Source organism: Pantoea sp. ARC270 (assembly GCF_003236725.1).
GTDB classification, from domain to species: domain Bacteria; phylum Pseudomonadota; class Gammaproteobacteria; order Enterobacterales; family Enterobacteriaceae; genus Pantoea; species Pantoea anthophila.
Map to the genome: position 1 here is coordinate 1 of NZ_PUGA01000041.1, position 22,233 is coordinate 22,233.

The 22,233-nt window shown below is 58.2% G+C and carries 20 protein-coding genes, 1 pseudogene and 1 riboswitch; of the genes and pseudogenes, 11 read left to right on the forward strand and 10 right to left on the reverse strand.

All coding sequences use genetic code 11. From position 1 onward, the window contains the following. The 7 genes and pseudogenes from uca to CKF42_RS17160 form a co-directional block, all read right to left on the reverse strand. On the reverse strand, positions 1–3,388 hold a 3,388-nt coding region (gene uca, locus CKF42_RS17130), incomplete at its 3' end, for an urea carboxylase (RefSeq protein ID WP_111208720.1). A gap of 163 nt (positions 3,389–3,551) precedes the next feature. Then, positions 3,552–4,187, reverse strand: coding sequence for an urea amidolyase associated protein UAAP2 (locus tag CKF42_RS17135; RefSeq protein ID WP_111208721.1), 636 nt, complete (start codon positions 4,185–4,187; stop codon positions 3,552–3,554). Positions 4,188–4,197: 10 nt separating this feature from the next. After that, positions 4,198–4,926, reverse strand: coding sequence for an urea amidolyase associated protein UAAP1 (locus CKF42_RS17140; RefSeq protein ID WP_111208722.1), 729 nt, complete (start codon positions 4,924–4,926; stop codon positions 4,198–4,200). After that, positions 4,923–5,708 carry an ABC transporter ATP-binding protein gene (locus tag CKF42_RS17145; protein WP_111208723.1) on the reverse strand — a complete coding sequence of 262 codons (786 nt, stop codon included), beginning with the start codon at positions 5,706–5,708 and terminating at the stop codon, positions 4,923–4,925. Before CKF42_RS17145 ends, CKF42_RS17140 begins: the two co-directional genes overlap by 4 nt. Further along, positions 5,705–6,520 (reverse strand): annotated as a pseudogene (locus tag CKF42_RS17150) (ABC transporter permease). The gene CKF42_RS17145 and the pseudogene CKF42_RS17150 overlap by 4 nt, the downstream one beginning before the upstream one ends. 24 nt (positions 6,521–6,544) lie before the next feature. Then, positions 6,545–7,603 carry a putative urea ABC transporter substrate-binding protein gene (locus tag CKF42_RS17155; protein WP_111208724.1) on the reverse strand — a complete coding sequence of 353 codons (1,059 nt, stop codon included), beginning with the start codon at positions 7,601–7,603 and terminating at the stop codon, positions 6,545–6,547. Between the two features lie 60 nt (positions 7,604–7,663). Next, a riboswitch (guanidine-I (ykkC/yxkD leader) is annotated at positions 7,664–7,762 on the reverse strand. A gap of 355 nt (positions 7,763–8,117) precedes the next feature. Then, entirely contained in the window at positions 8,118–8,504 is a 387-nt protein-coding gene (locus CKF42_RS17160) for a cupin domain-containing protein (RefSeq protein WP_009092973.1), read from the reverse strand. Between the two features lie 290 nt (positions 8,505–8,794). Between CKF42_RS17160 and CKF42_RS17165 the strand changes: the two genes are divergently transcribed. Further along, positions 8,795–9,592, forward strand: coding sequence for a MetQ/NlpA family ABC transporter substrate-binding protein (locus CKF42_RS17165; protein WP_009092972.1), 798 nt, complete (start codon positions 8,795–8,797; stop codon positions 9,590–9,592). 150 nt (positions 9,593–9,742) lie between these two features. Here CKF42_RS17165 and CKF42_RS17170 read toward each other — a convergent pair whose 3' ends face one another. Continuing rightward, a complete protein-coding gene (locus tag CKF42_RS17170; protein ID WP_009092970.1) occupies positions 9,743–10,450 on the reverse strand; it encodes a phage antirepressor KilAC domain-containing protein in 708 nt (235 codons plus the stop codon). A gap of 377 nt (positions 10,451–10,827) precedes the next feature. On the opposite strand from CKF42_RS17170, the gene CKF42_RS17175 reads away from it, so the two are divergent. Continuing rightward, complete coding sequence (locus CKF42_RS17175; protein WP_009092969.1) at positions 10,828–11,262, forward strand: 6,7-dimethyl-8-ribityllumazine synthase; 435 nt, start codon at positions 10,828–10,830, stop codon at positions 11,260–11,262. Positions 11,263–11,325: 63 nt separating this feature from the next. Beyond that, a complete protein-coding gene (locus CKF42_RS17180; protein ID WP_111208726.1) occupies positions 11,326–11,799 on the forward strand; it encodes a nuclear transport factor 2 family protein in 474 nt (157 codons plus the stop codon). Positions 11,800–11,844: 45 nt separating this feature from the next. Here the strand turns inward: CKF42_RS17180 and CKF42_RS17185 are convergent, their stop codons facing one another. After that, entirely contained in the window at positions 11,845–12,240 is a 396-nt protein-coding gene (locus CKF42_RS17185) for a hypothetical protein (protein ID WP_046102667.1), read from the reverse strand. A 362-nt stretch (positions 12,241–12,602) separates the two neighbouring features. Here CKF42_RS17185 and CKF42_RS17190 point away from each other — a divergent pair, with 362 nt between their 5' ends. The 3 genes from CKF42_RS17190 (at position 12,603) to CKF42_RS17200 (ending at position 15,617) form a co-directional block, all read left to right on the forward strand. Then, the gene (locus CKF42_RS17190; protein WP_111208727.1) at positions 12,603–13,373 is read left to right on the forward strand and encodes a MerR family transcriptional regulator; all 771 of its coding nucleotides are present in this window, start codon (positions 12,603–12,605) and stop codon (positions 13,371–13,373) included. 124 nt (positions 13,374–13,497) lie between these two features. Then, positions 13,498–13,887: a DUF1090 domain-containing protein gene (locus CKF42_RS17195; RefSeq protein WP_009092965.1), complete on the forward strand. Its 390-nt coding sequence runs from the start codon at positions 13,498–13,500 to the stop codon at positions 13,885–13,887. A gap of 455 nt (positions 13,888–14,342) precedes the next feature. Continuing rightward, on the forward strand, positions 14,343–15,617 hold the full coding sequence (locus tag CKF42_RS17200) for a Glu/Leu/Phe/Val dehydrogenase (RefSeq protein ID WP_111208728.1): 1,275 nt from the start codon (positions 14,343–14,345) through the stop codon (positions 15,615–15,617). Between the two features lie 40 nt (positions 15,618–15,657). Here the strand turns inward: CKF42_RS17200 and CKF42_RS17205 are convergent, their stop codons facing one another. Then, complete coding sequence (locus CKF42_RS17205) at positions 15,658–16,827, reverse strand: ROK family transcriptional regulator (RefSeq protein ID WP_111208729.1); 1,170 nt, start codon at positions 16,825–16,827, stop codon at positions 15,658–15,660. A gap of 293 nt (positions 16,828–17,120) precedes the next feature. Between CKF42_RS17205 and CKF42_RS17210 the strand changes: the two genes are divergently transcribed. From CKF42_RS17210 to CKF42_RS17230, 5 genes are read left to right on the forward strand one after another with little or no spacing between them, the layout of a single operon-like run. Beyond that, positions 17,121–18,368, forward strand: a complete 1,248-nt coding sequence (locus CKF42_RS17210) for an extracellular solute-binding protein (RefSeq protein ID WP_111208730.1) — start codon at positions 17,121–17,123, stop codon at positions 18,366–18,368. Positions 18,369–18,377: 9 nt separating this feature from the next. Continuing rightward, on the forward strand, positions 18,378–19,286 hold the full coding sequence (locus CKF42_RS17215; RefSeq protein ID WP_009092961.1) for a carbohydrate ABC transporter permease: 909 nt from the start codon (positions 18,378–18,380) through the stop codon (positions 19,284–19,286). Further along, positions 19,276–20,115, forward strand: coding sequence for a carbohydrate ABC transporter permease (locus tag CKF42_RS17220; protein ID WP_111208731.1), 840 nt, complete (start codon positions 19,276–19,278; stop codon positions 20,113–20,115). Before CKF42_RS17215 ends, CKF42_RS17220 begins: the two co-directional genes overlap by 11 nt. Before the next feature lie 2 nt (positions 20,116–20,117). After that, positions 20,118–21,065, forward strand: a complete 948-nt coding sequence (locus CKF42_RS17225) for a carbohydrate kinase family protein (RefSeq protein WP_111208732.1) — start codon at positions 20,118–20,120, stop codon at positions 21,063–21,065. Between the two features lie 2 nt (positions 21,066–21,067). Beyond that, entirely contained in the window at positions 21,068–22,150 is a 1,083-nt protein-coding gene (locus tag CKF42_RS17230; protein ID WP_111208733.1) for an ABC transporter ATP-binding protein, read from the forward strand. The last annotated feature ends 83 nt before the right edge of the window (positions 22,151–22,233 follow it).

Below are 22,233 nucleotides of genomic sequence, written 5' to 3' on the forward strand. Positions count from 1 at the left end.
CCTGCTCCCCGGCCTGAAGCGGCGCGTCTCCCGTTTCCGCCACCTCACTCTCCTGCGTGGTGTAATGTGCCTGTCCGCTGGCTAGCCAGCGGTCACGCTCAGCTTTGAACGCCTGTTGCTGATGTTGACGAAACGCGCTGATGCTTCCGGCTTCGCGGTCGAGGAAATGCTGATATTCCGCCAGCCGCAGCGTGCCCTGTTCTATGCGCAGCGGATAGCGTCCTACGGGAAAATCGCGACGGATCTGCAGCAGCTCATCAGCCGAAACCGGATAGAAACGAATCTGGTCGAAAAAGCGCAGCAGCCAGGGCTTACCGCCAAAATCGGCGACATCGCGATAGCGATTCCACATCTGCAGCGTGCGGCCAACAAACTGATAGCCGCCAGGCCCTTCCATGCCGTAGACACAGAGATAAGCCCCGCCAATGCCCACCGAGTTTTCGGCTGTCCAGGTGCGTGCCGGATTATATTTCGTGGTGACCAGACGATGGCGGGGATCCAGCGGTGTGGCGACGGGCGCGCCGAGATAGACGTCGCCCAGCCCCATCACCAGATAGCGGGCATCAAACACCGTCTGCCATACGGCTTGTTTATCCGGCAGATCGTTGATCCGGCGGATGAACTCCAGGTTGTCCGGGCACCAGGGGGCGTCCTGCCGCACGGTGGTCATATATTTTTCGACCGCTTTCTGACAGGCGGGATCGTCCCAGGAGAGCGGCAGATGCACCACGCGCGTCGGCACCTGAAGGTCATCACTTGTGCAGACCCCCTCCCACGCCTCCCGCACCCACGCCAGCAGCGCCTCCGGAGTCAGGGTTTCCGGCTGGAAATGGATCTGCAGGGAGCGGATGCCGGGCGTGATATCAACGACCCCCGGACGGGATTGCGCTTCCATCGCCTGCATCAGCGCGTGGATGCGAAAACGCAGCACCAGATCCAGTTCCGGCTCGCCAGCTTCCAGCAGCAGATGCGTATCGCCTGAGAGACGCGCCACCAGACGCTTATCCTCTTTACCGCAGGTCATCACGACAGGCGACGTGAGCGGTGCCGGCTGCCAGGCGATCGTCTGTGGCTGAAGCGTTGCCAGCTCGGCACGTCCTCCTGCGGCCAGTCGGCGGGCGGTGGGAATATCCACCGCCACAAACTGCACCTTATCACCGGCTTTAAGCTGGCCCAGCTGCCAGAGATCCGCTTCGATGACCGTCACCGGGCAGACGAAGCCGCCCAGACTGGGGCCATCGGGACCGAGAATGACCGGCATGTCGCCGGTGAAATCCACTGCGCCAATCGCGTAAGGATTATCATGAATGTTGGAAGGATGCAGTCCCGCCTCACCCCCGCTCTCGCGGGCCCAGATCGGCTTCGGTCCAATCAGGCGAACACCGGTACGGCTGGAGTTGAAGTGCACTTCCCATTCGGTGGCAAAGAAAGTCCCGATATAGTCGGGCGTAAAAAACTCCGGCGCGCCGTGGGGGCCATAAATTACCCTCAGCGTGCGCACTGCGGCCAGCCCCGTGCAGAGCGAGGCGGGCAGTGCTGTGCCCGTCACGTCTGCCGGGCGCGGTGCCAGGTGAAGCACATCGCCGCTGCGCAGCGCCCGGCCTCCGTGTCCCCCGAACTGACCGAGCGTAAAGGTGCTTTTGCTCCCCAGATAATCCGGCACCTGAATCCCGCCGCTCAGGCAGAGGTAGCTTCTGACGCCTGGACCGGCGATCGCGCCCAGCTTCAGCGTTGAGCCTGCCGGAACAGCAAAGACAGTATTCATCGGCTGATCGACCCCCTCCAGCGTGACGGGGAGCGGCGCTCCGCAGACCACCGCCTGCACATCGGTATTCAGTTTCAGGGTCGGGCCGTTAAGGGTGATCTCCAGCGCGGCGTCGCCCTCAGCGTTGCCCAGCAGGCGGTTGCCGAAGCGCAGCGCGCGGTCATCCATCGGTCCCGAAGGCGGCACCCCCACCGCCCAGTAGCCAAGACGGCCGGGATAGTCCTGCACGCTGGTCTGGGTTCCGGCACTCAGCACCTCCAGCGTGGCCGCCTGATAATCGAGCTGCTCCAGACAGCGGGTCCAGGGTTTCCCCGTGGTGAATGGCGCAAAAGCCAGTATCTGCAGCAGATAGAGGCGATTGGTCTCGACGCCATATAACCGGGTTTCCGCCAGCGCCTGAGCGAGCGTGGCAATGGCTTCGTCGCGAGTGGGACAGCAGGCGATGGTTTTCGCCAGCATCGGATCGAAAAAGGGCGGCACTTCACTGCCCGCTTCTACCCAGCGGTCGATACGCAGCGTTTTTCCCCCGGCTGGCGGGAAAAAAACATCGGTCAGCAGACCGGGTGATGGCTGAAACTGCCGTCCCGGATCTTCCGCGTAGATCCGGGCCTGAATGGCGTGGCCCTGTGGTTTCAGCGTGGCGGCTAAACGATCCAGCGGCGGGAGCTCCCCGGCGGCCAGTTCTATCATCCACTGCACCAGGTCAACCCCCCACACCTGCTCCGTGACCCCATGTTCGACCTGAAGGCGGGTGTTCACTTCCAGAAAATAGAAGTGCTGCGCAGCGCTGTCATAGACAAATTCCACCGTTCCGGCGCTGCGATAGTTCACCGCTTTGCCCAGCGCGATGGCGGCGGAACAGAGTGCCTCTGCCATGCCGTCAGGCAGATTGGGTGCCGGTGTCTCTTCAATGACTTTCTGATTACGGCGCTGAACCGAGCAGTCACGCACCCCCAGCGCGATCACTGCGCCTTTGCCATCACCGAAAATCTGCACCTCAAGATGACGGGCGCGTTCGATATATTTTTCGAGAAAGACCCCGGCATCGCTGAAGTTGTTCTGGCCAAGACGCTGCACCGTGTCAAACGCGTCGGCGAGTTCATCCTCATCGCGGCAGACGCGCATACCGATGCCGCCGCCGCCTGCGGTGCTTTTCAGCATGACCGGATAGCCGACCTGGGCCGCTGCCCGGCGGGCTTCATGGCGGTCCGCCAGCAGTTCACTTCCCTCCAGCAGCGGAATGCCTTCGGCTTTTGCCAGCGCGCGTGCCGTGTGTTTCAGGCCGAAAGTACGCAGCTGCTGCGGCGTGGGACCGACAAAAATCAGGCCCGCCGCCTCGCACGCCTCGGCAAAGGCGGCATTTTCCGAGAGGAAACCGTAGCCGGGGTGGATCGCTTTCGCCCCGCTCTGCCGTGCGGCGGCGATGATCTTCTCCACCACCAGATAGGTTTGCGCGGCGGGCCCGTCGCCCAGGCTGATCGCGCTATCCGCCTCACGGATATGCAGGCTGCTCAGGTCAGCCTCAGAATAAACGGCGACGCCTTTCACCTGCATGGCGTGCAGGGTACGCAGGATGCGGCAGGCGATCGCGCCGCGATTGGCAATCAGTAACGTATCAAACATAGGTGATGCTCACAGGGAGGCGGGTCGTCCCGCAGAATTTGCTATTCCCTGGGGCCGTCCCCGGGGATGACCGGCACCTGACAGTGCAGCGGCGGTAGAGGCAGACAGGCGATCGATCAGAGCGGGAATGTCAGGCCCGGCTGTCGCGCAGTCGGATGCAGATTCAGTTCCACACCAGCACCTCTGCAGGCGTCGGGTTCCAGCCGTTGCAGGGGTTATTGAGCTGGGGACAGTTCGAGATCAGCACCATCACGTCACACGCCGCGATCAGATCAACATATTTGCCAGGGGCTGACAGTCCATCTTCAAAGGTCAGCCGCCCTTCCGGCGTCACCGGAACGTTCATAAAAAAGTTGATATTGGCGCCGATGTCGCGCTTGTGAAGGCGGCCATCATGCAGGCAGGCGCAGAGAAAGTTATCCCGGCAGCTATGCATGTAGCGCTTATCGTGGGCATAGCGCACCGTGTTGCTCTCCTGGGAGCAGGCCCCGCCCAGGGTGTCGTGGCGTCCGCAGGTATCGGCAACCAGGGCCAGCAGCGGATTACCAAGATTGGAGTAGAGCACGCTGCCGGTAGTCAGATAGACCTTTCCCTGACGACGCAGGGTGCGCTGGGGATCGTAACGCTCGCGGGGGTTATCGGCGCGATAGAACAGGGTATCGATCGCCTGGTTACCTTCGAGATCGAGCAGCCGCAGCCGCTGCCCTTTTTTGACCTCGAACAGACAGGGCTCCCCGGCCGGGATCACATGACGCCAGACTGCCGTTTCAGGATGATAATCAGGGGTAATCGCTGTCATCACAGCCTCCTTACAGGGAAAAGTGTTGGGTGTTTTGCATGGCGCGCTGATTTTCATCGCGGGTGAAAATGGCGTCGCTAAGGGCCTGACCCGCATCGGCCTGATACCAGTTCAGCTGAATCGGGCGCGGCAGATACTCAGTGGCGGGATCCTGAGGATGAGGCAGCGCGGTCAGGACGATCAGCACGTCCATCGGCGCATACAGCTCAACAAAATCGCCGGGCTGACTGTTGCCTGAAATGAAGGCAAAGCGCCCCGCCTCATCCACCGTGACTTTGCTGAAAAAGTTCACCACCATCAGCAGGTCTTGCAGGCCGAGATCCCATTTACCCATCTCCACCAGCAGGTTATCGACGCCGTTACGGTAGAAACCGTTGCGCAGTTCCTGATAGCGTCCGCTGCCGTACTTGTCGTGCGTCTCTTCGGCGTTAAGGACGCCGCCGAACGGGTCATGCCAGCCGCAGCTGTCCGCCACGATAGCCGCCAGGACGCGACCCATATCAGAGTAAAAACAGTGGCCGGTGGTCAGCCGCGCGGTGTGCTGACCCTTGAGGGTGTCGGGCAGGTTCAGCCGTTCACTTTTTTCGTGCGGATTGAGCATCATGGCGCTGACGTTAGCCCCGCCATCAATATCGGTCAGGCGCAGGATCCCGCCCTTACGCAGGATCAGCGAGGTATGCGCGCCGCCAGGAATCTGCTCTTCGCGCAGGCTGGGGCCGGAGTGAAAAAGTGCAGTCATTGAGCGATCTCCTTTAAGGGGTAAATGTTGTCTTTGCGGCCAGTCGCCAGCTGGGACAGCCGCGTCTCGTTGAGCGGAATGTCATAGGTGATACGCGCTCCCCACGCATTGGGTGCCTGGGGATCGAGGCGCACCTTGTCAAAAACCAGCAGCCGGGTACCCAGGTTGAACCCTTCGGCAAGGTCGTGCGTGACCATAAAGACGTTCATGCGGGTTTCGCTCCAGAGCTGAAGCAGCAGGGCGTGCATATCTTTGCGGATGCCAGGGTCGAGTGCGCCAAAGGGCTCATCCAGCAGCAGCACCCGTGGCTGCATGACAAACGCCTGGGCAATCGCCAGCCGCTGCTGCATCCCGCCTGACAGCTGCGCCGGATATTTGTCGAGCGCGTGGCTCAGCCCCACTCGCTCCAGCATCTCTCTGGCCTGCTGACGCGCCTGACGTTTTCGGGCGCCCAGCAGCCGGCCCCACAGCGGTGACGCCGGCAGTTCCAGACCGATGGTGACGTTATCCAGCACGTTGAGATGAGGAAAAACCGAGTAGCGCTGAAAGACCACGCCGCGACTGCGATCGGGCTCCGCCGGCAGCGGCTCACCATCGAGCGTGATGGTGCCGCGCGTTGGTTGCTCCTGACCGAGCAGCAGTCGTAAGAAAGTCGATTTCCCGCAGCCGGAGGCACCCACCAGCGAGCAGAACTCCCCTTCCCTGACCTGCAGATTGATGCGCTCCAGCACCACGTGGTCGCCATATTCCTGCCAGATGTTTTTGATATCGATAAAACTCATTCCCGGCCTCCTTCCGCCCACGGGAAACAGGCTTTGTGCAGCTGACGCAGCGCCAGATCCATCAGCCAGGCCAGCAGGGTTATCCAGATGACATAAGGAATGATGACGTCCATCGCCATGTAGCGGCGGACGAGGAAGATGCGGTAACCCAGCCCGGCGGTGGCAGAGATGGCTTCGGCGGAGATCAGGAACAGCCACGCCGAACCCAGCAGCAGGCGCAGCGAGGTAATGAGTCGCGACAGCAGCTGGGGCAGCACTACCCGCAACACCACCGTCCAGCTGTTCGCGCCCAGCGTCTGGGCTTTGATGAAAAGCTCGATCGGGATCTCCCGCGCCCGCTGTTCCAGGTCGCGGGCCAGCATCGGGGTGATGCCGATGACGATGAGCATCACTTTTGACAGCTCATCCAGCCCGAAGACGATAAACAGCATCGGCAGCAGCGCCAGCGGCGGGATCATCGACACGACGGTCATAAACGGCGACAGCGCCGCGCGGGTCATGGGAAACACCCCGGCGGCAATACCGATGCCCAGGCCGATCAGCGCAGAGATCATCAGGCCCGTCAGCAGACGGGTGAGACTGATCAGCGTATCCGCCCACAGCAGAAACTCACCGCTGCGTTTATCGGGCGTGAACGCCATCCGGTCAACCGCGGCGATCATCTGCGACAGACCGGGCAGCAGTTTATCCTGCGGGTTTGCTTCCAGCCGCACCGCCGAGCTGATAAACTAGGCGGCGATCAGCAAGACAAACGGCAACAGCATCAGCGTCAGGCGCATTCCCTGTCGGGGATAACGGTTAATGTGGCGCATGGCGTAAGCTCCTCAGCCCGGAATTCAGAGCTGGCCTGCCGCGGCCATCTTCAGATAGCTGTCGTCAAAGCGCAGTCTGATGTTGGCTTTGTCCCCGAGGGTCTGATTGCCGGGAAAGGCCATACCGATGAAGTCAGCGCTTTGCGCACCCTCGCCGAGCAGCCCCTTATCAAAAGAGAACGCGGCCACGCGCTGCATGGTTTTTGCCAGGTCGGGCGAGGCGACAAAGGCCTCTGTGGCGGCAGCGGTCCAGAACAGATGGGTGGTTTTGAGCTGTGCCTGATAACCGGCGAGGTCAGTGCCGGAATCCGCGGCCATCGCACTCAGCGCCTGGGTATCGCCCGCCTGCATTTTTGCCATCATCTCAAACCACGCACCGGTCAGCGCTTTGCCCAGTGCGGGGTTATCGTGGAGGGTTTCTGTGTTCACGACCATCATATCGATCAGCTCGCCCGGCACGGCGGAGGAGCTGAACACTTCTGTGGTCTGCGGGCTCTTTTTGATGACGGAAAGCTGCGGGTTCCAGGCCACTGCGGCTTTGACACCGCTGGTGCCAAAGGCGGAGACGATATCGGCATCGGAGGTGTTCACGACCTTAACATCCTTCTCCTGCAGTCCGGCCTTTTCCAGACCGCGTACCAGCAGATAGTGCGATACGGACAGCGCGGGCAGATAAACCGACATGCCTTTCAGGTCGCTGAGTTTTTTATTCACGCCTTTCAGAACGATGCCGTCGTTACCCTCGGAGTAGCTGCCGGTGATCAGCGCCGTGGAATCGACGCCGCCCGCGGCGGGAATGGTCAGGGCATCCATATTTGTCATGGTGCAGCCGTCGAACTGCCCTGCGGTGTACTGGTTGATCGATTCGATATAGTCATTCAGCTGGACGATATTGATTTTAATGCCATATTTGCTGGCCCACTTATCGATGATTTTTTCATTAGCGATCGTGCCCCAGGGCATCCAGCCCGCATAGATGGTCCAGCAGACGTTGAACTCTTTTTTAACTGCGGCGAAAGAGGGCACACTGGCCAGCAGTGCCAGGGAGAGAATGAGCGTGCGGAGAAGGGAAAATGTCTTCATGGTTGACCTCTGGTTGGCACAAAAAAACGGGAGCAGCGCAAGACACCAGATGGTGCCGCTGTCTCCCGGGCTTTTGTCCCGCCGTGTAACCTCGCAGAGGTCGCCAGCTCTCGGACCAGACATTCACCTGCGTGAACCGGAACCCTAGCCAGCTATTCAGTATCAGTTGTGTAGTGCGCTGCTTACTGAACGGGTTATTGCAATTGGCGTACCAGAATTTAAATTCTATTTAATCATGCACTTATAAAGGCTTTAAAACGACAGGCCCCGTGATGGTGAGTCAGCAGCGTGCGTTGCACATAATCAGTGCCGGGATTCACTCCTCTTCAGGATGCCATTTCTGCGCGCACGTGAACTCAGCTGTGACGCGCCTCGCCTGTCGCTAAAACAGCGGTTTCAGGATGTGGATATGCAGGCTCTGGCGAATCGCTTATCAGGGAAGTGAATGACTGCGGCGGCGCTGCGGGCGGGATGAATAACGGCAGCGCGCTGCACTGCCGTTTTTGCAAGGGTGTCAGAACTCTTCGGGTTCCCCCGGCAGTGGCTCGGTCAGCGCCTGTCCTTTGACCCCGGCATAGGTAATTACCAGCTCGGCGGGCTCCTCCAGGGTGTAGCCGCGGTGCGCACTGTTAACCGTCTCATTCAGCGCTTCTCCGGCGTGGAAGGTACGCTGCTCCCCGCTCGCTTTGTCTTCCACAATCAGGGTGCCTGAAAGGATAAACGCCGCATTCGGCATCGGATGCGTGTGCCACGGCAATGACGTATGGGCAGGCAGTGACAGGCGCATTACGGTCAGTTCCGGCTCGCCGTGCGGATAGGATTCAATGACCTCTCCGTTCCAGGCCTCCCCGCTGCGCATGACTTCAACCGCTTCGATCCCGTTCTTTTCATCTTTTGACATCAGTATTCCCTGTTAACAATCAATGCAATGCTGCGAACCGCAGGCTTTAAGCGTAGAAGAGAATGCGCGTACTGGCTGAGGGGATGTTGACCGGATGAGTGCGCCAGAGGAATAAAACCGCCCGGACAGCCGTGAATGGCATCGGTTAATTCACGGGCATAAGCCGCCGACCTGATGAATTAATGAACAATATCCGGTATGTGGTTATAAGATATATCCCTCCGTCAGTTCGCAACCTGACATTTCTGTATTATCTTTGAAGCCATCAATTCTCTGAGGGATTTCTGATAATGAAAGGTTTGTTTGCCGCATTACTGGCCAGTTCTGTTTTATTATTATCCGCCTGCTCTAAAGATGACGATAACAAAGTCAAAGTGGCGATTAATACCGGGCCGGACGAAGCGATCTGGCAGGTGGTGAAACAGGTTGCAAAAGATAAATATCAGCTCGATGTCGAAGTGCTGAACTTCAATGACTATGTGCTGCCGAACGAAGCGCTGAATAACAAGGAAGTTGACGCCAACGCTTTCCAGAGCCTGCCTTATCTGGAAGATCAGTCTAAAGAGCGCGGCTATAAATTTGCGGTAGTTGGCAAGACGTTCGTCTTCCCGATTGCTGCCTATTCGCACAAAATCAAGAACATCAGTGAGCTGCAGAATGGTGCGACAGTGACCATCTCTAACGAAGCCACTACCCTGGGACGCAGCCTGCTGCTGCTGCAGGCGCAGGGCCTGATTAAGCTGAAAGAGGGTGTGGGCTATTTACCCACCTCACTGGATATCATCGAAAATCCTAAAAACCTGAAACTGGTTGAAGTGGATACGCCGCAGCTGACCCGCACGCTGGATGATCCGAACGTGGCGTTCTCGATCATTAATACCAACTTCTCGGCTCAGGCGGGATTATCCGCTCACCGCGATGGTTTATTTATGGAGAGCGCCTCTTCGCCTTACGTCAATGCGCTGGTTTCACGCGAAGACAATAAAGACAGCGATAAAATTCAGAAGCTGAAAGCGGCGCTGCAATCGCCTGAAGTCGCGGCTAAAGCGGAAGAAGTTTATAAAGGCGATGCAATTAAAGGCTGGTAATCGCCCGCAATGCATCCCTGAGATCAAAAAATCAAAAAAGGCCGCATTCCGATGCGGCCTTTTTTATGTCAGCACAGTATGTATGAGCGGATGCCTGCGCCTTAACCTCTGCCAGTCACGCCGCGCCAGCCCGCCAGGCCAGAGGCACCGCTACGCAGCGGCCCCTTTTGGCTGAGCGGAAAGATGCGCTGCCCACAGGCTTGCCACCCATTTCACCCCTTTTGCAGTAAAACGCGCCTGTGAGAAGGCGTGCTGGTTTTCGCCGGTGCCGGTGTGCAGCGTAAAGTAGCCGGCCTGCAGATGGTAATGCTGCGGCGTCAGGGTACCTTTGGCGCGGTACATGATATTGCGCTCCAGCAGAAACTGACGAAACTCCGGCTCTTTCGCTTTCAGCATTTTGCAGAGCTGACGAAAGCCCAGCGAGTCATCCACCTGAACGAAGTTATCAAAGAAGGCGGCCTTAGGCGCGGAGAGAGCCAGCTGCTGCTCCGCCGCCTGACGCTGTTCAAACTGTTCAGCCCAGGCACGTGCAGCCTCAGCCGGGTTGGTAAAGTCCGGCAGATGGGTGGTTCTTTCCCGGTCCTGCCAGCGATCCAGCACTTCGGCCGTAAAGCCTGGCGACAGGCGTGCCACGGCCAGCAGGGAGTCACGCTTGCTCAGGCGGTACTCCTGACGCACCTCCCCTTCGCGCTCATAGTCATTCACTTTGAGCGGCTGAGAAAGACGCTGAGCCGTTTCCAGACTTTTGATTAACCGCTTCACTTCTCCATGTGTAATACCGGTCATCTGAGCCAGCTCACGGCTGCTCATTGTGACCGATTGTTCCAGAGATTTGAGGCTTTCAGTCGAAATCATCATGGGTTCACCCCTCGCTAACGCTACCAATACCCGGCGGGCAGTCCATTTATTATACAAAATACTGTTCAGATATCCAGTATTTTATTTAAGCAGTTTCATAACCGGAAGCTGTTACGCAAACCGGGCGGTGAAAGTGATTTTGCGGGCAGGATCAGGCGTCTGAACGGCTCTGGCGGTTGTCTGACAGGGTTTAATGCCCGCAAAGAGAGGAAAGGTTATTCACACATAATGACAATGGTGGACACAGGATGTTTACATTACAGTATAGTGATGAGAGTCAGCAGGTTACCGGCCTGTCCGGCTTAACGTTTCATCCGGGGTTCAGGGACGTCATCGCGCTCATTACCACGGGATATTACCTTTTACTGGAGTAAGTCATGCAGCCGTTGAAAGTCGCCTTTATTAAAGCTAACTGGCATAGCGAAATCGTTTCTCAGGTTCTGACCGGATTCGAACAGGAGCTGGAGAGCCGGGGAACCTCCTATGAGATCAAAACCTGGGATGTGCCAGGCGCCTTTGAGATGCCGCTACTGGCACAGCGTCTGGCACAGACCGGCAACTTTGATGCGATTGTCTGCGCGGCGCTGGTCGTGGATGGCGGCATCTATCGCCATGACTTTGTGGCTCAGGCGGTTGTAAGTGGTCTGATGCAGGCCCAGCTGGCCACCAACGTGCCGGTCTTCTCGGTCTCCCTGACGCCGCATAACTTCCAGCCTTCGGCGGAGTTTATCGACTTCTACACCCAGCACTTCGTGAAAAAAGGTCAGGAAGCGGCCCGTGCCGTCTGCCAGATCCACGCGCTTGAACTTTAATATGGCCGTAACTCAGCCCGGCTAGCGATAACATCCGGGCCTTTGCGCCATTAAGGAGAAACATTGGAAACTTCACGTCCGCCCTTACCCCCTTTTACCCGGCCTGAAGAGGCGGCAGAGAAAGTGCGTCTGGCTGAGGATGGCTGGAACAGCCGCGATGCCGGGCGGGTAGCCCTGGCCTATTCTGTGGACAGCCAGTGGCGCAACCGCGATATCTTCCTGACCGGCCGCAGTGAGATCATCGCCTTTCTGGAGCAAAAATGGCAGCGGGAGCAGCAGTACCGGCTGATTAAGGAGCTGTGGAGTTTCGATCAAAACCGGATAGCGGTGCGCTTTGCCTATGAATGGCACGATGAGCGGCGGCAGTGGTATCGCTCTTATGGCAATGAGAACTGGGCGTTTGACGAGCAGGGTCTGATGAAGCAGCGCTTTGCCAGCATCAACGATCTGAAAATCAGCGAAGCGCAGCGGCTTTTCCACTGGCCGCAGGGACGCCGGCCTGACGATCACCCTTCCCTGAGTGAACTCGGCTTATAACCGTGGCGCGTTCAGCGGAGAGCGTTGCTCTCCGCTGTCCTCTGCTTAGCCCTGCTCGTCCTTGTTCTCGACAAAGGTGGCTTTGTTACGGGTGACCGTATAGGCCACTTTCTTGACGTCCTGAGGTGACGTGGTCACTTCCACCGGTGCGATGGTGACGCGCCCCATCCCGAACAGCGTCGGTACATAACCGCCAATCTGGTGTTTTCCGGCCGGAACGTGCAGCAGCATGCTTTCGCCATTCGGTAATTTACCGGCATCTTTGCCATCTACCGTCAGGAAGACGCTTGAACCATCATCGGCACGGGTTTTAATGTGTGAGACATCAATCTGCGTCGGACCCGCAGCAAATTCATCTGGCGTATCGCTGGGCGTCTGTTTCGCACAGCCGGTTAATAACGCAGCAACCGTCAACGCGGCGAAGGTAAAACGATAAGGCATTGGGCACTCTTTCTCCTGATCATCAGAACCCCATATTTTAGTCGTTTGCCTGGCAGATAAAAGAGGAGGAGAGATCGGCATCCTCTTAAAAAAGTTAAAATATCCCTCGTTTGCCCGGTATAGTTGCGTAAAGAATATTTACTGAATAAATAACCAGTCTTTTTTTTCACGGGCCGCAGATTTTTTAACCTGCTGATCAGCCTCAATTTACCCGGCTGCTCACGACGAATAAACGCAGCGTCACGCCGCGTGGCCGCTGTTTTTCCTCCGGAGCCCCCCTGTTCATTAGCGGTTATCAGGTTCATAGTAGACGTTCATCCCCGGTTAACCCCGGCGGCCATTCCCTCAACAGAGGGCACGATATGCTTTTTCATACAACGGAAACGGTCTGTGCAATAACCGGCACGCATCCTGCGAACCTGAAGCGCTGGGTGAAGCAGGGGTTACTGACACCCAGACAACACGCTGAACACTGGAGTGACGCACAGCTCAGTGAAATCCGCACCCTGGTTGACTTAACTGCCACGGGCGCGACGCCTGAGGAGATCAGACAGGGTCAGCAGACCGCCACCTCGATCATGACCCACGGCTGGGCGGCGCGTAAAGGTGACATGCTCTGGCAGCTTGAGTTCGGGTCACCCCTGTCGCTTTCGCGCCAGATGAACAATATGTCCGGTAACTACAGCGGTGATGACTTCATTATTAATCTGCTGCGCCCTCTGAGTGTCTGGCTTCACGCAGACCGGCGTCAGGGTGCCACTCGCCGTCTTGATCGATTTGAAAAAACGGTGCAGCAGCAGGCTGACCTGATGATGCGTGACGCGGCGCGAAACCACGCCTCTGTTCCGCTGTTTCTGGAAGCTGTGAGCGTCATGGACAAAACCGAAATCTGGCTGGAAGCCATTCGTCTGACCACGATGGGTTTTACTGTCGAGGTGGATGCCACTGCCAGCGGACAACCGGCATTTAACACCGGACGCCATGCGCATCATGTCATGTGGTGTGGTGCCGGCATCAGTCAGGTGATGCAGGACTATTTCAGACAGCAGAGTCAGCAGGGGCATCCCGTCATGCTCAGTGGTCCTGATTGCCGCCTTAGCCTTGCTCAATCAACCGCCTCAAGCGCTGCCTGACAGCAGGCAGCCTTTCCCCCTCTCCGCTTTTTCCGCGCCAGTGAATATTTTTTTCTGTTAAGAACCGCTTAAGGCGGCTTCGTATACTGTTGTCTCTACCTCCTGACTCATAGATGAGACGACAATGAAAAAGACCTTACTGGCCCTCAGCCTTTGCCTGCTGCCCCTGACCTTCACGGCGGCGCATGCCGACTCTGCGTTAACCGGTTGTGCAGCGAAAAAGCAGGAGATTGAAACGCAGCTCTCCTTTGCCCGACAGCACAATAATTCTCACCAGATTGCCGGGCTGGAAAAAGCGCGGCGTGAGGTTGAAGAGCACTGCACCGAAAGCGGCCTGCTGAAGCAGCGTCAGGAAAAAGTGGCCGAAAAGCGCAGCAAGGTTCAGGAGCGCGAACAGGAACTGGCTCAGGCGAAAGCCGAAGAACGCAGTGCCAGCAAAATCCGCAAGCGTGAAGAGAAGCTTGCTGAGGCGCGTCAGGATCTGAAGGAAGCGGAACAGGCGCTGACGCACTAATCTGATAAGGCCAGCCAGCGATGCTGGCCTCTTATTTTTTAATTTTTCCCGTCTGTTTTCTAACCTGCTGAATAATCACCGCTATTCACTTTCTTTCCATTACTTAATGTAATCGGTTGATTACTTATTCTCATGCACTTAATTGGTGCAATAAAGTCAATATCGCGTCGATCAATTCTTTAACTTTTTGAACGCCTTCAAAGAATTGAAAGATAGCGAGTTTTCTCACGCTATGCACAAAATACGCACTTCACGCGCATCATTATTCGCCTTGCTCGGGGTGTAATCAGCAAACTATTCACTTTCTCTGCCCCGGAATGGGGCATAACCCGGTCGGGACCGGGCGCCTGCCACATCTTATTTGTTTCAGGAGTGTTAGATTATGACGGCGCAAAACAGTACGCGCGTCATCCACGGCTCCACACAATAAATAACTTCATTAAGAAAGGTTTTTTATGGATAAGTTATCTTATGCGTCTGAAAGCAGCACATCTGCCTGGTCAACCTACCTGCAGCAAATCGACCGGGTGGCGCCCTATCTGGGCGATCTTTCACGTTGGATAGATACTTTACGTCATCCCAAGCGGGCACTGATTGTCGACATTCCCCTGCAGATGGATGATGGCTCAATTCGCCATTTTGAAGGGTATCGCGTTCAGCACAACCTTTCACGCGGTCCCGGCAAAGGGGGCATTCGCTATCATCCGGATGTCGACCTTAACGAAGTCATGGCGCTTTCCGCCTGGATGACCATCAAGTGTGCGGCCGTCAACCTGCCCTACGGTGGCGCTAAAGGGGGCATCCGCGTCGATCCTTTTAAACTTTCTGAGGGCGAGCTGGAGCGTCTGACACGCCGGTATACCAGTGAGATTGGCATCATCATCGGGCCGCAGAAAGATATCCCGGCTCCGGATGTCGGCACCAACGGTAAAGTGATGGCGTGGATGATGGACACCTACTCCATGAACCTCGGCACCACCGTCACCGGCGTGGTCACCGGTAAACCCATTCATCTGGGCGGCTCGCTGGGCCGTGAGAAAGCCACCGGCCGCGGGGTGTTTATCACCGGACGCGAAGTGGCGCGTCGCGCAGACATTGAAATTGAAGGTGCCCGCGTGGCGGTTCAGGGGTTTGGTAATGTCGGCAGTGAAGCGGCCCGTCTGTTTGACGAGGCGGGCGCACGCGTGGTGGTGATTCAGGATCACACGGCCACCCTGTTCAATGCCGACGGTATCGACATGGCAGCCCTGACGGAATGGCAGATTGCGCACAAGCAGATAGCCGGTTTCCCGGGCGCGCAGAGCATTGATAAAGAGGCGTTCTGGACGACGGAGATGGACATTCTGATCCCGGCGGCGCTGGAGGGTCAGATTACCCGTGAGCGTGCAGAGGTGCTGAGCTGCAAAATCGTGCTGGAAGGCGCGAACGGCCCCACCTACCCTGACGCCGACGACATGCTCGCTTCACGCGGCATTATCGTGGTGCCGGATGTGGTCTGCAATGCGGGCGGCGTAACCGTCAGCTATTTCGAATGGGTGCAGGACATGGCCAGCTTCTTCTGGAGTGAAGATGAGATTAATCGTCGCTCAGACAAGATCATGACAGAAGCGATGGTTCATGTCTGGGACAAGTCGAAAGAGAAAGCGTGCTCGCTGCGCACCGCGGCCTACATCGTGGCGTGTGAGCGTATTCTGATGGCGCGTAAAGATCGCGGGATCTATCCGGGCTGATCCCGGTGGCGCTGTTGTCTGCAACAGCGCCATTTCCTCTCTACTTCATCAGCACCTGAAACTGCGGGTTAAACTCATCGAATATGGGCAGCGCGGCGGCACCCAGCGCGGCGGTATCGCTGCCGGTCATGCCGGTCTTCAGTCGCATTGCATTCAGATAGCGTCCGCGAACCGACTGATAGAGCGGCGGTAACTGCGCGACCATCTGCTCCAGCAACGGCGCGGGCATCATCCCGCCGATAATCACCGCTTCTGCATCAAACACCGACTCCAGAATATTGATTGCCTGGCGCAGTGGCGTCTTTATGCTTTCAATCCAGGCACTGAAACGCGCAGGATCAATCTGCAGCAGGTCGTCAGGCAGCGCCCGCATCGGATCGAGGCCGCAGAACTCATAGGCAGCCTGTAACGAGACATAACGCTCAAGACAGCCCTGATTGCCGCAGTAGCAGTCGCGCCCGTCCGGCTCGACCACGATGTGGCCGATCTCCCCCGCGTTATGGGCATGGCCGGTGTAGATGTGGCCATCGGTGAAGATCCCTGCGCCCAGGCCGGTGCCGATATAGAGATAGATAAAGGAGTTAAGCTGACGGGCGATGCCATGAAACCGTTCACCAATGGCGGCCACGGTGGCGTCATTCTCCAGCGTCACCGGCAGGCCACTGATCGCGCCAAGTTCAGCTTCGATATCGACCTGCTCCCAGCCGTTCAGGGTGGTCGGCCCCACTGATGAGATGCCCTCTACGCCAAACGGTCCCGGCATCACCACGCCTATGCCTAACACTTTCTGCCACTGCGCGCCGAGAAAGGCCCGCATCTCCGTCAGCACGTCAGCAATGCACGCCAGGGTGGCAGCAGGCTGGGGCTTCTGCACCAGCAGGAGGCGGCGGAAGTGGACTTCGCCGCTGAGATCGACCAGAACCAGCAGCAGGGTCTGGTGATCGAGGTGAATCCCGATCGACCAGGCACTGGTCGGATTCAGCGTGACCGGAATGGAGGGCTGACCACGCCCGCTGCGGCGAGGTTGGCGGCTGGTCAGCAGTTCAGCCTGCTCCAGCTCTGCCACGATGTTGGAGACGGTCTGCGGCGTCAGCGCCGTCAGCCGTGCCAGTTCGGCACGGGTCAGCTCACCATGCAGACGAATCGCTTCAATCACCACACGGCGGTTATGCGCCCGCGCATGTTCAAGGTTGGTGCCTGAGGTTCTCATGTTGTTTTCCCTTACAGCGCGACCTCACAGTATTGGTATGCGGAGGAATGGAGGCAAACAATATCTTTGATCGTGTACGCAATTTCCGCGGTTCAGGATAGGCAAGGCGGCGATAAAAGCGCAGGCTGGGCGCCAGCGTTGTTACGACGTTGTTAATGTTACCGCCCTTTACTGGCACGTCCTTTGCTTAATTCCTGACAGGTCAGCCTGCCCGCTGACCATTACGTCCCTGATTAAATCAATCAAATTGATTTAATTAACCGACAGCCTGTTGCTGCATAGTGGAGAAGACCATGTCACAGCGTTATACCCCCCGACTCAAAGCCGGCTTTGCCGCCTTACTGATGTTAAGCGCAGGCAGCGCAACGGCGGCCACGCAGATTAATGCCCTGTTTATGACGCAGGCCGCCTACAGCGAAAATGATATCCGCGCCATGACGCAGAACTTTCAGAAAGCGCATCCGGATGTCAGCGTCAATCTGGAGTTTGTTCCCTATGAAGCCCTGCATGACAAGATCGTGGCGGCGCGTGGTGCGGGCGGCAATGGCTATGACGTGGTGCTGTTCGATGCCATCTGGCCGGCAGAATTCAGCCGGTTCGATCTGCTGCAGGATGTCTCATCACGCATTACCCCCGACGAAAAAGAGAAGGTTTTCCCGGGTGCGATGAACACGGTGGTCTTCAAAGGCAAAACGCTCGGCATGCCGTGGATCCTCGACACCAAGTACCTCTATTACAACAAAGCGATGCTGGCGAAAGCGGGCATTACGACGCTGCCAGAAACCTGGCAGCAGGTGCTGGATGACGCGAAAATCATTAAAGAGAAAAAGATCGTCAACTATCCGCTCGTCTGGAGCTGGTCTCAGGCGGAAGCGCTGGTGTGTGATTACACCACGCTGGTCTCCGGCTTTGGCGGCCAGTTTTATCAAAACGGCAAGCTCAACTTCTCCAGCCCGGCCTCTCTGAAGGCGCTGGCGCTGATGAAAAGCTCACTCGATCAGGGGCTGAGCAATCCGGCGTCGCGTGAATATCTGGAAGAGGATGTGCGTAAATCGTTCTCCAATGGCGATGCGGCGTTCGCGCTGAACTGGACCTACGTGTACAACATGGCCAACGATCCAAAGCAGAGCAAAGTGGCGGGTGAGGTGGGCATCATGCCTGCGCCGGGGGATGCACCGGGCAAAGTGGGTGCGGTCAACGGCTCAATGGGGCTGGGTATCACCAAAGGCAGCAGCCATGCGGATGAAGCGTGGCAGTACATCCGCTATATGACCTCTCAGCCGGTGCAGAATGAGTATGCGAAACTCAGCCTGCCGATCTGGAAATCGTCCTATCAGGATGAGGCGGTGAAAAAAGGTCAGGAGAGTCTGATCGCCGCGGCGGATAAATCGCTTAACGTGATGCTGTCACGTCCTGAGACGGCCGACTACTCGCGCCTGTCGAACCAGCTCCAGCAGCAGTTGCAGCAGGTGTTACTGGGCAAAACGTCGGCCCAGGATGCGATGGCGACGGTCGATAAAAGCGCCGCCCGGCTGCGTTAAGGAGTGATGATGCTGAGTCTGCGTCAACGCGAACAGCGTCAGGCATGGGTGCTGCTGGCACCCATGCTGCTGGTGATGCTGCTGCTGACCGCCTGGCCCCTGGTGCGCACAATCTGGCTCAGCTTTACCGATGCTGCGCTGATTGGCAGCGGGGAAACGCCAGGCTGGGTCGGGCTGGAAAACTACCTCTATGCGCTGAGCGATCCCGATTTCCGGGCTTCGATCTGGCGTACCCTCTATTTCACCGTGGTTTCTGTCATCTGTGAAGGGATCATCGGCGTGCTGGTGGCGCTGCTGCTGAATCAGCGATTCCACGGACGCAACGTGCTACGGGTGCTGGTGATCCTGCCGTGGGCGCTGCCCACGATTGTCAACGCCATGATGTGGCGGCTGAACTTCAACCCCGACTACGGCAGCATCAACGCCCTGCTCACCCAGCTGGGCATTATTGACGGCTATCGCAGCTGGCTGGGGTCGCCGGATGCCGCGCTGAATGCGGTGATGTTTGCAGACATCTGGAAAAACTATCCGCTGGTGACCCTGCTGGTGCTGGCTGCGCTGCAGTCGATCCCCGACGATCTGTTTGAGGCGGCGCGACTGGATGGAGCCTCCGCCTGGCGTCGTTTCCGGGCGATCACCTTCCCGGCGATTGTCGCGCCGCTGGGCGTGGCGCTGGTGTTGCGCACCATCGATGCCTTTAAAATTTTTGACATTATCTATGTGATGACGCGCGGCGGGCCGGTGGACAGCACCAAAACCCTGAGCTTCTTCGTCTATCAGGAGTCGTTCAGCTACCTGCGTGCGGGCAGCGGCGCTGCCTACGCGATCCTGATGACCCTGATGTGCGCCCTGCTGATCACGCTCTATCTGCTGATGTTATGGCATCAGCGCCGCCGGAGTTCCGCCTATGAAAACTAAACTGCGCCAGGGGCTGCGTTACGGGGCTGCGCTGCTGGTCGCCCTCAGCATCCTCGCCCCGATGGGCTGGCTGTTTCTGATGAGCGTCAGTTCCGCCAGCGATCTCTCACGGGTGCCGTTAGAATGGCTGCCGCGCCAGTGGGATTTCAGCCGCTATCAGGGGCTGATTTCGCTGGCACCTGGCCAGCCGGGCGCGATTTTCCTGCATGCGCTGGGAAACAGCCTGCTGGTCGCGTCGGTCGCCACGGCGATCTCCCTGCTGCTGGCGATCCCGGCGGCGTTCAGCTTCTCACGCTACAGCGGTCGCGAGGCCTGGCTTTCCGGCGCCCTGGCGATCTATATGGTGCCGCCCGTGGCCTTTGTACTGCCGCTCTACTTCCTGCTGCAACAGCTGGGCCTGCTCAACACCCGTCCCGGTCTGGTGATGGTCTACTGCTCGCTGATCCTGCCGTTTCTGACCTGGATGCTGAAGAATCAGTTCGACGCCCTTCCCCGTGATATTGAACAGGCAGCCCGGCTGGATGGCCTGCGCTTCTGGCAGGTTCTGCTGCGCATCACGCTGCCGCTGGCAAAACCGGTGCTGGGTGCCGCTGCCCTGTTTGGCTGGCTGCTCGCCTGGGATGAGTTTTTTTACGCGCTGCTGTTCACCAGCAATCTGTCGGCCCAGACCCTGCCGGTCGCCATAGCCGGTTTTACCGCCGGACGGGCGACAGATGACGGGCTGATCGCCGCCATTGGCATTCTGGCATCGGTACCGCCTCTGTTTATCGCCATCTGGCTGCAGAAAACGCTGGTCAGTGGTCTCACCAGCGGGGGAAGTAAGGGATAACTATGAACCATTCCACTGTCGCCACCCTCTATGTGGTGGGTAATATCAACGTCGATTTAATCATGAGTACGCTCAGTGACTGGCCGCAGCGCGGCACCGAAGTGATGCTGCAGCACAGTGAGCTTCGTCCCGGCGGCTCGGCCGGAAACTGCGCGCTGGCGCTGGAGGCGATGCAGGTGCCGCATCGCGCTATCGCCAACCAGGGTAATGATGGTCTGAGTCACTGGCTGGCCAGCCATTTTCCGCACAGCGCGAAGCAGTGGCCGCGCTACGCCTGCGAGACGTCACTGACGGTGGGCGTCACTCACCCTGATAACGAACGCTCCTTTCTCAGCAACTACGGGCACATCACCCTGCTGACCGTCGACGATGTGCTGGCTCAGCTGCCGCCGCAGGCCGTCCCGGGTGACATCGTGCTGCTGTGCGGCACCTTTCTCTGCCTGGAACTTTATGCACACTATCCCGCGCTGCTGGCCACCTTACAGCAGCGTGGTTTTTGTGTGGCGGTGGACACCGGCTGGCCGCCAGCGGGCTGGAGCGATGCCCTTCGCTTACAGATTGCGGCATGGCTAGCGGACTGCGACTGGCTGCTGCTGAATGAGGTGGAGGCGCTGGGTCTGGCGGGCGCAGAGCTGCTTGAGCAGAGCGGCAAACAGCTGTCAGCGCGGCTCAGCGGCCGCGGCGGATGTGTGATCAAGTGCGGCGCGGAGGGCGCACGCCTCTGGTCTGCCGCCTCTGTGCAATTTGCCGCCGCACAACCGGTGACGGTGGTCGACACCATCGGTGCGGGGGACAGTTTCAATGCCGGTTTCCTCACGGCTCTGCTCTATCAGCACTCCTCTCATACCGCCCTGCGCTGGGGCATTGACGTGGCGTCACAGGCAATCAGTAGCTCACCGCGCCGCTATCCCAGCTGGCAACAACTCCAACTTTCAAATGAGGTGCGCTGACCATGGCCAGTGTTGAACTTGTACAGGTGGCGAAGCGCTACGGTAAACAGAGCGTACTGCAGCCGCTGGATTTAACCATTCCTGACGGCACTTTTACCGTGCTGGTCGGTCCCTCCGGCTGCGGTAAATCCACCCTGCTGCGGCTGCTTGCCGGTCTGGATAGCGTCTCTGACGGCGACATCCTGCTCGACAAAAAGCGCATCAACGATCTCGACCCCGCCGACCGGGATATTGCGATGGTGTTTCAGAGCTACGCGCTCTATCCGCACCTGACCGTCGCTGAGAACCTGGCGTTTCATATGCAGGTGAAAAAGGTGAAGCGCGAGGAGCAGAAGAGCAAAATCGCCCGGATTGCGGGCATTCTCGGCATCGATCAGCTGTTGCAGCGCTATCCGCGGGCTTTATCGGGCGGACAGCGGCAGCGCGTGGCGATGGGCCGGGCGATGGTGCGCAACCCGCAGGTATTTTTGTTCGATGAGCCGCTCTCGAACCTGGATGCGCAGTTGCGGATGGAGCTGCGCGCCGAAATCAAATCGCTTCATCAGCGTTTTAAAACCACCATGGTTTATGTCACCCACGATCAGGTCGAAGCGATGACGCTGGCCGATCAGATCGTGGTGATGAAGGATGGCGTTATCGTGCAGCAGGGTGCGCCGCTGGCGATTTATGATCGCCCGGTTAACACCTTCGTGGCGCGGTTTATCGGCTCACCGCCGATGAATCTGCTGGATGCCCGCTTTGAAGTGCGGGACGCCGTGCCTGGCGTCTGCTGTGGTGAGCAGTGGCTGCGGCTCCCTTCCCGCTGGCACCGTGCCGCACAGCAGCAGGCGGGTCAGCCGGTCACGCTGGGCGTGCGCCCTCACGATCTGATCACCGATGTCACGGGGCAACCGGCGACGGTGAATATCGTTGAGATTACGGGGGAGTCGACGCTGTTACATCTCACGTGGCAGGGATTTTTGCTGCATATGCAGCTGAGCGGCCGCAGTGATGCCGTGCCGGGTGGCACGCTGCCGGTAACGGTTAATCCGGACAAGATGCACCTGTTTGATGCCGTCAGCGGTGAGCGTCTGACGGAGGCGTAATGAATCTGCATCAGGCAGCCCACACAGAGGGCTAACCCGCCAGGGATGGCGGGTGTTGCGACTTTGCGGAAGGCATCTGCGCC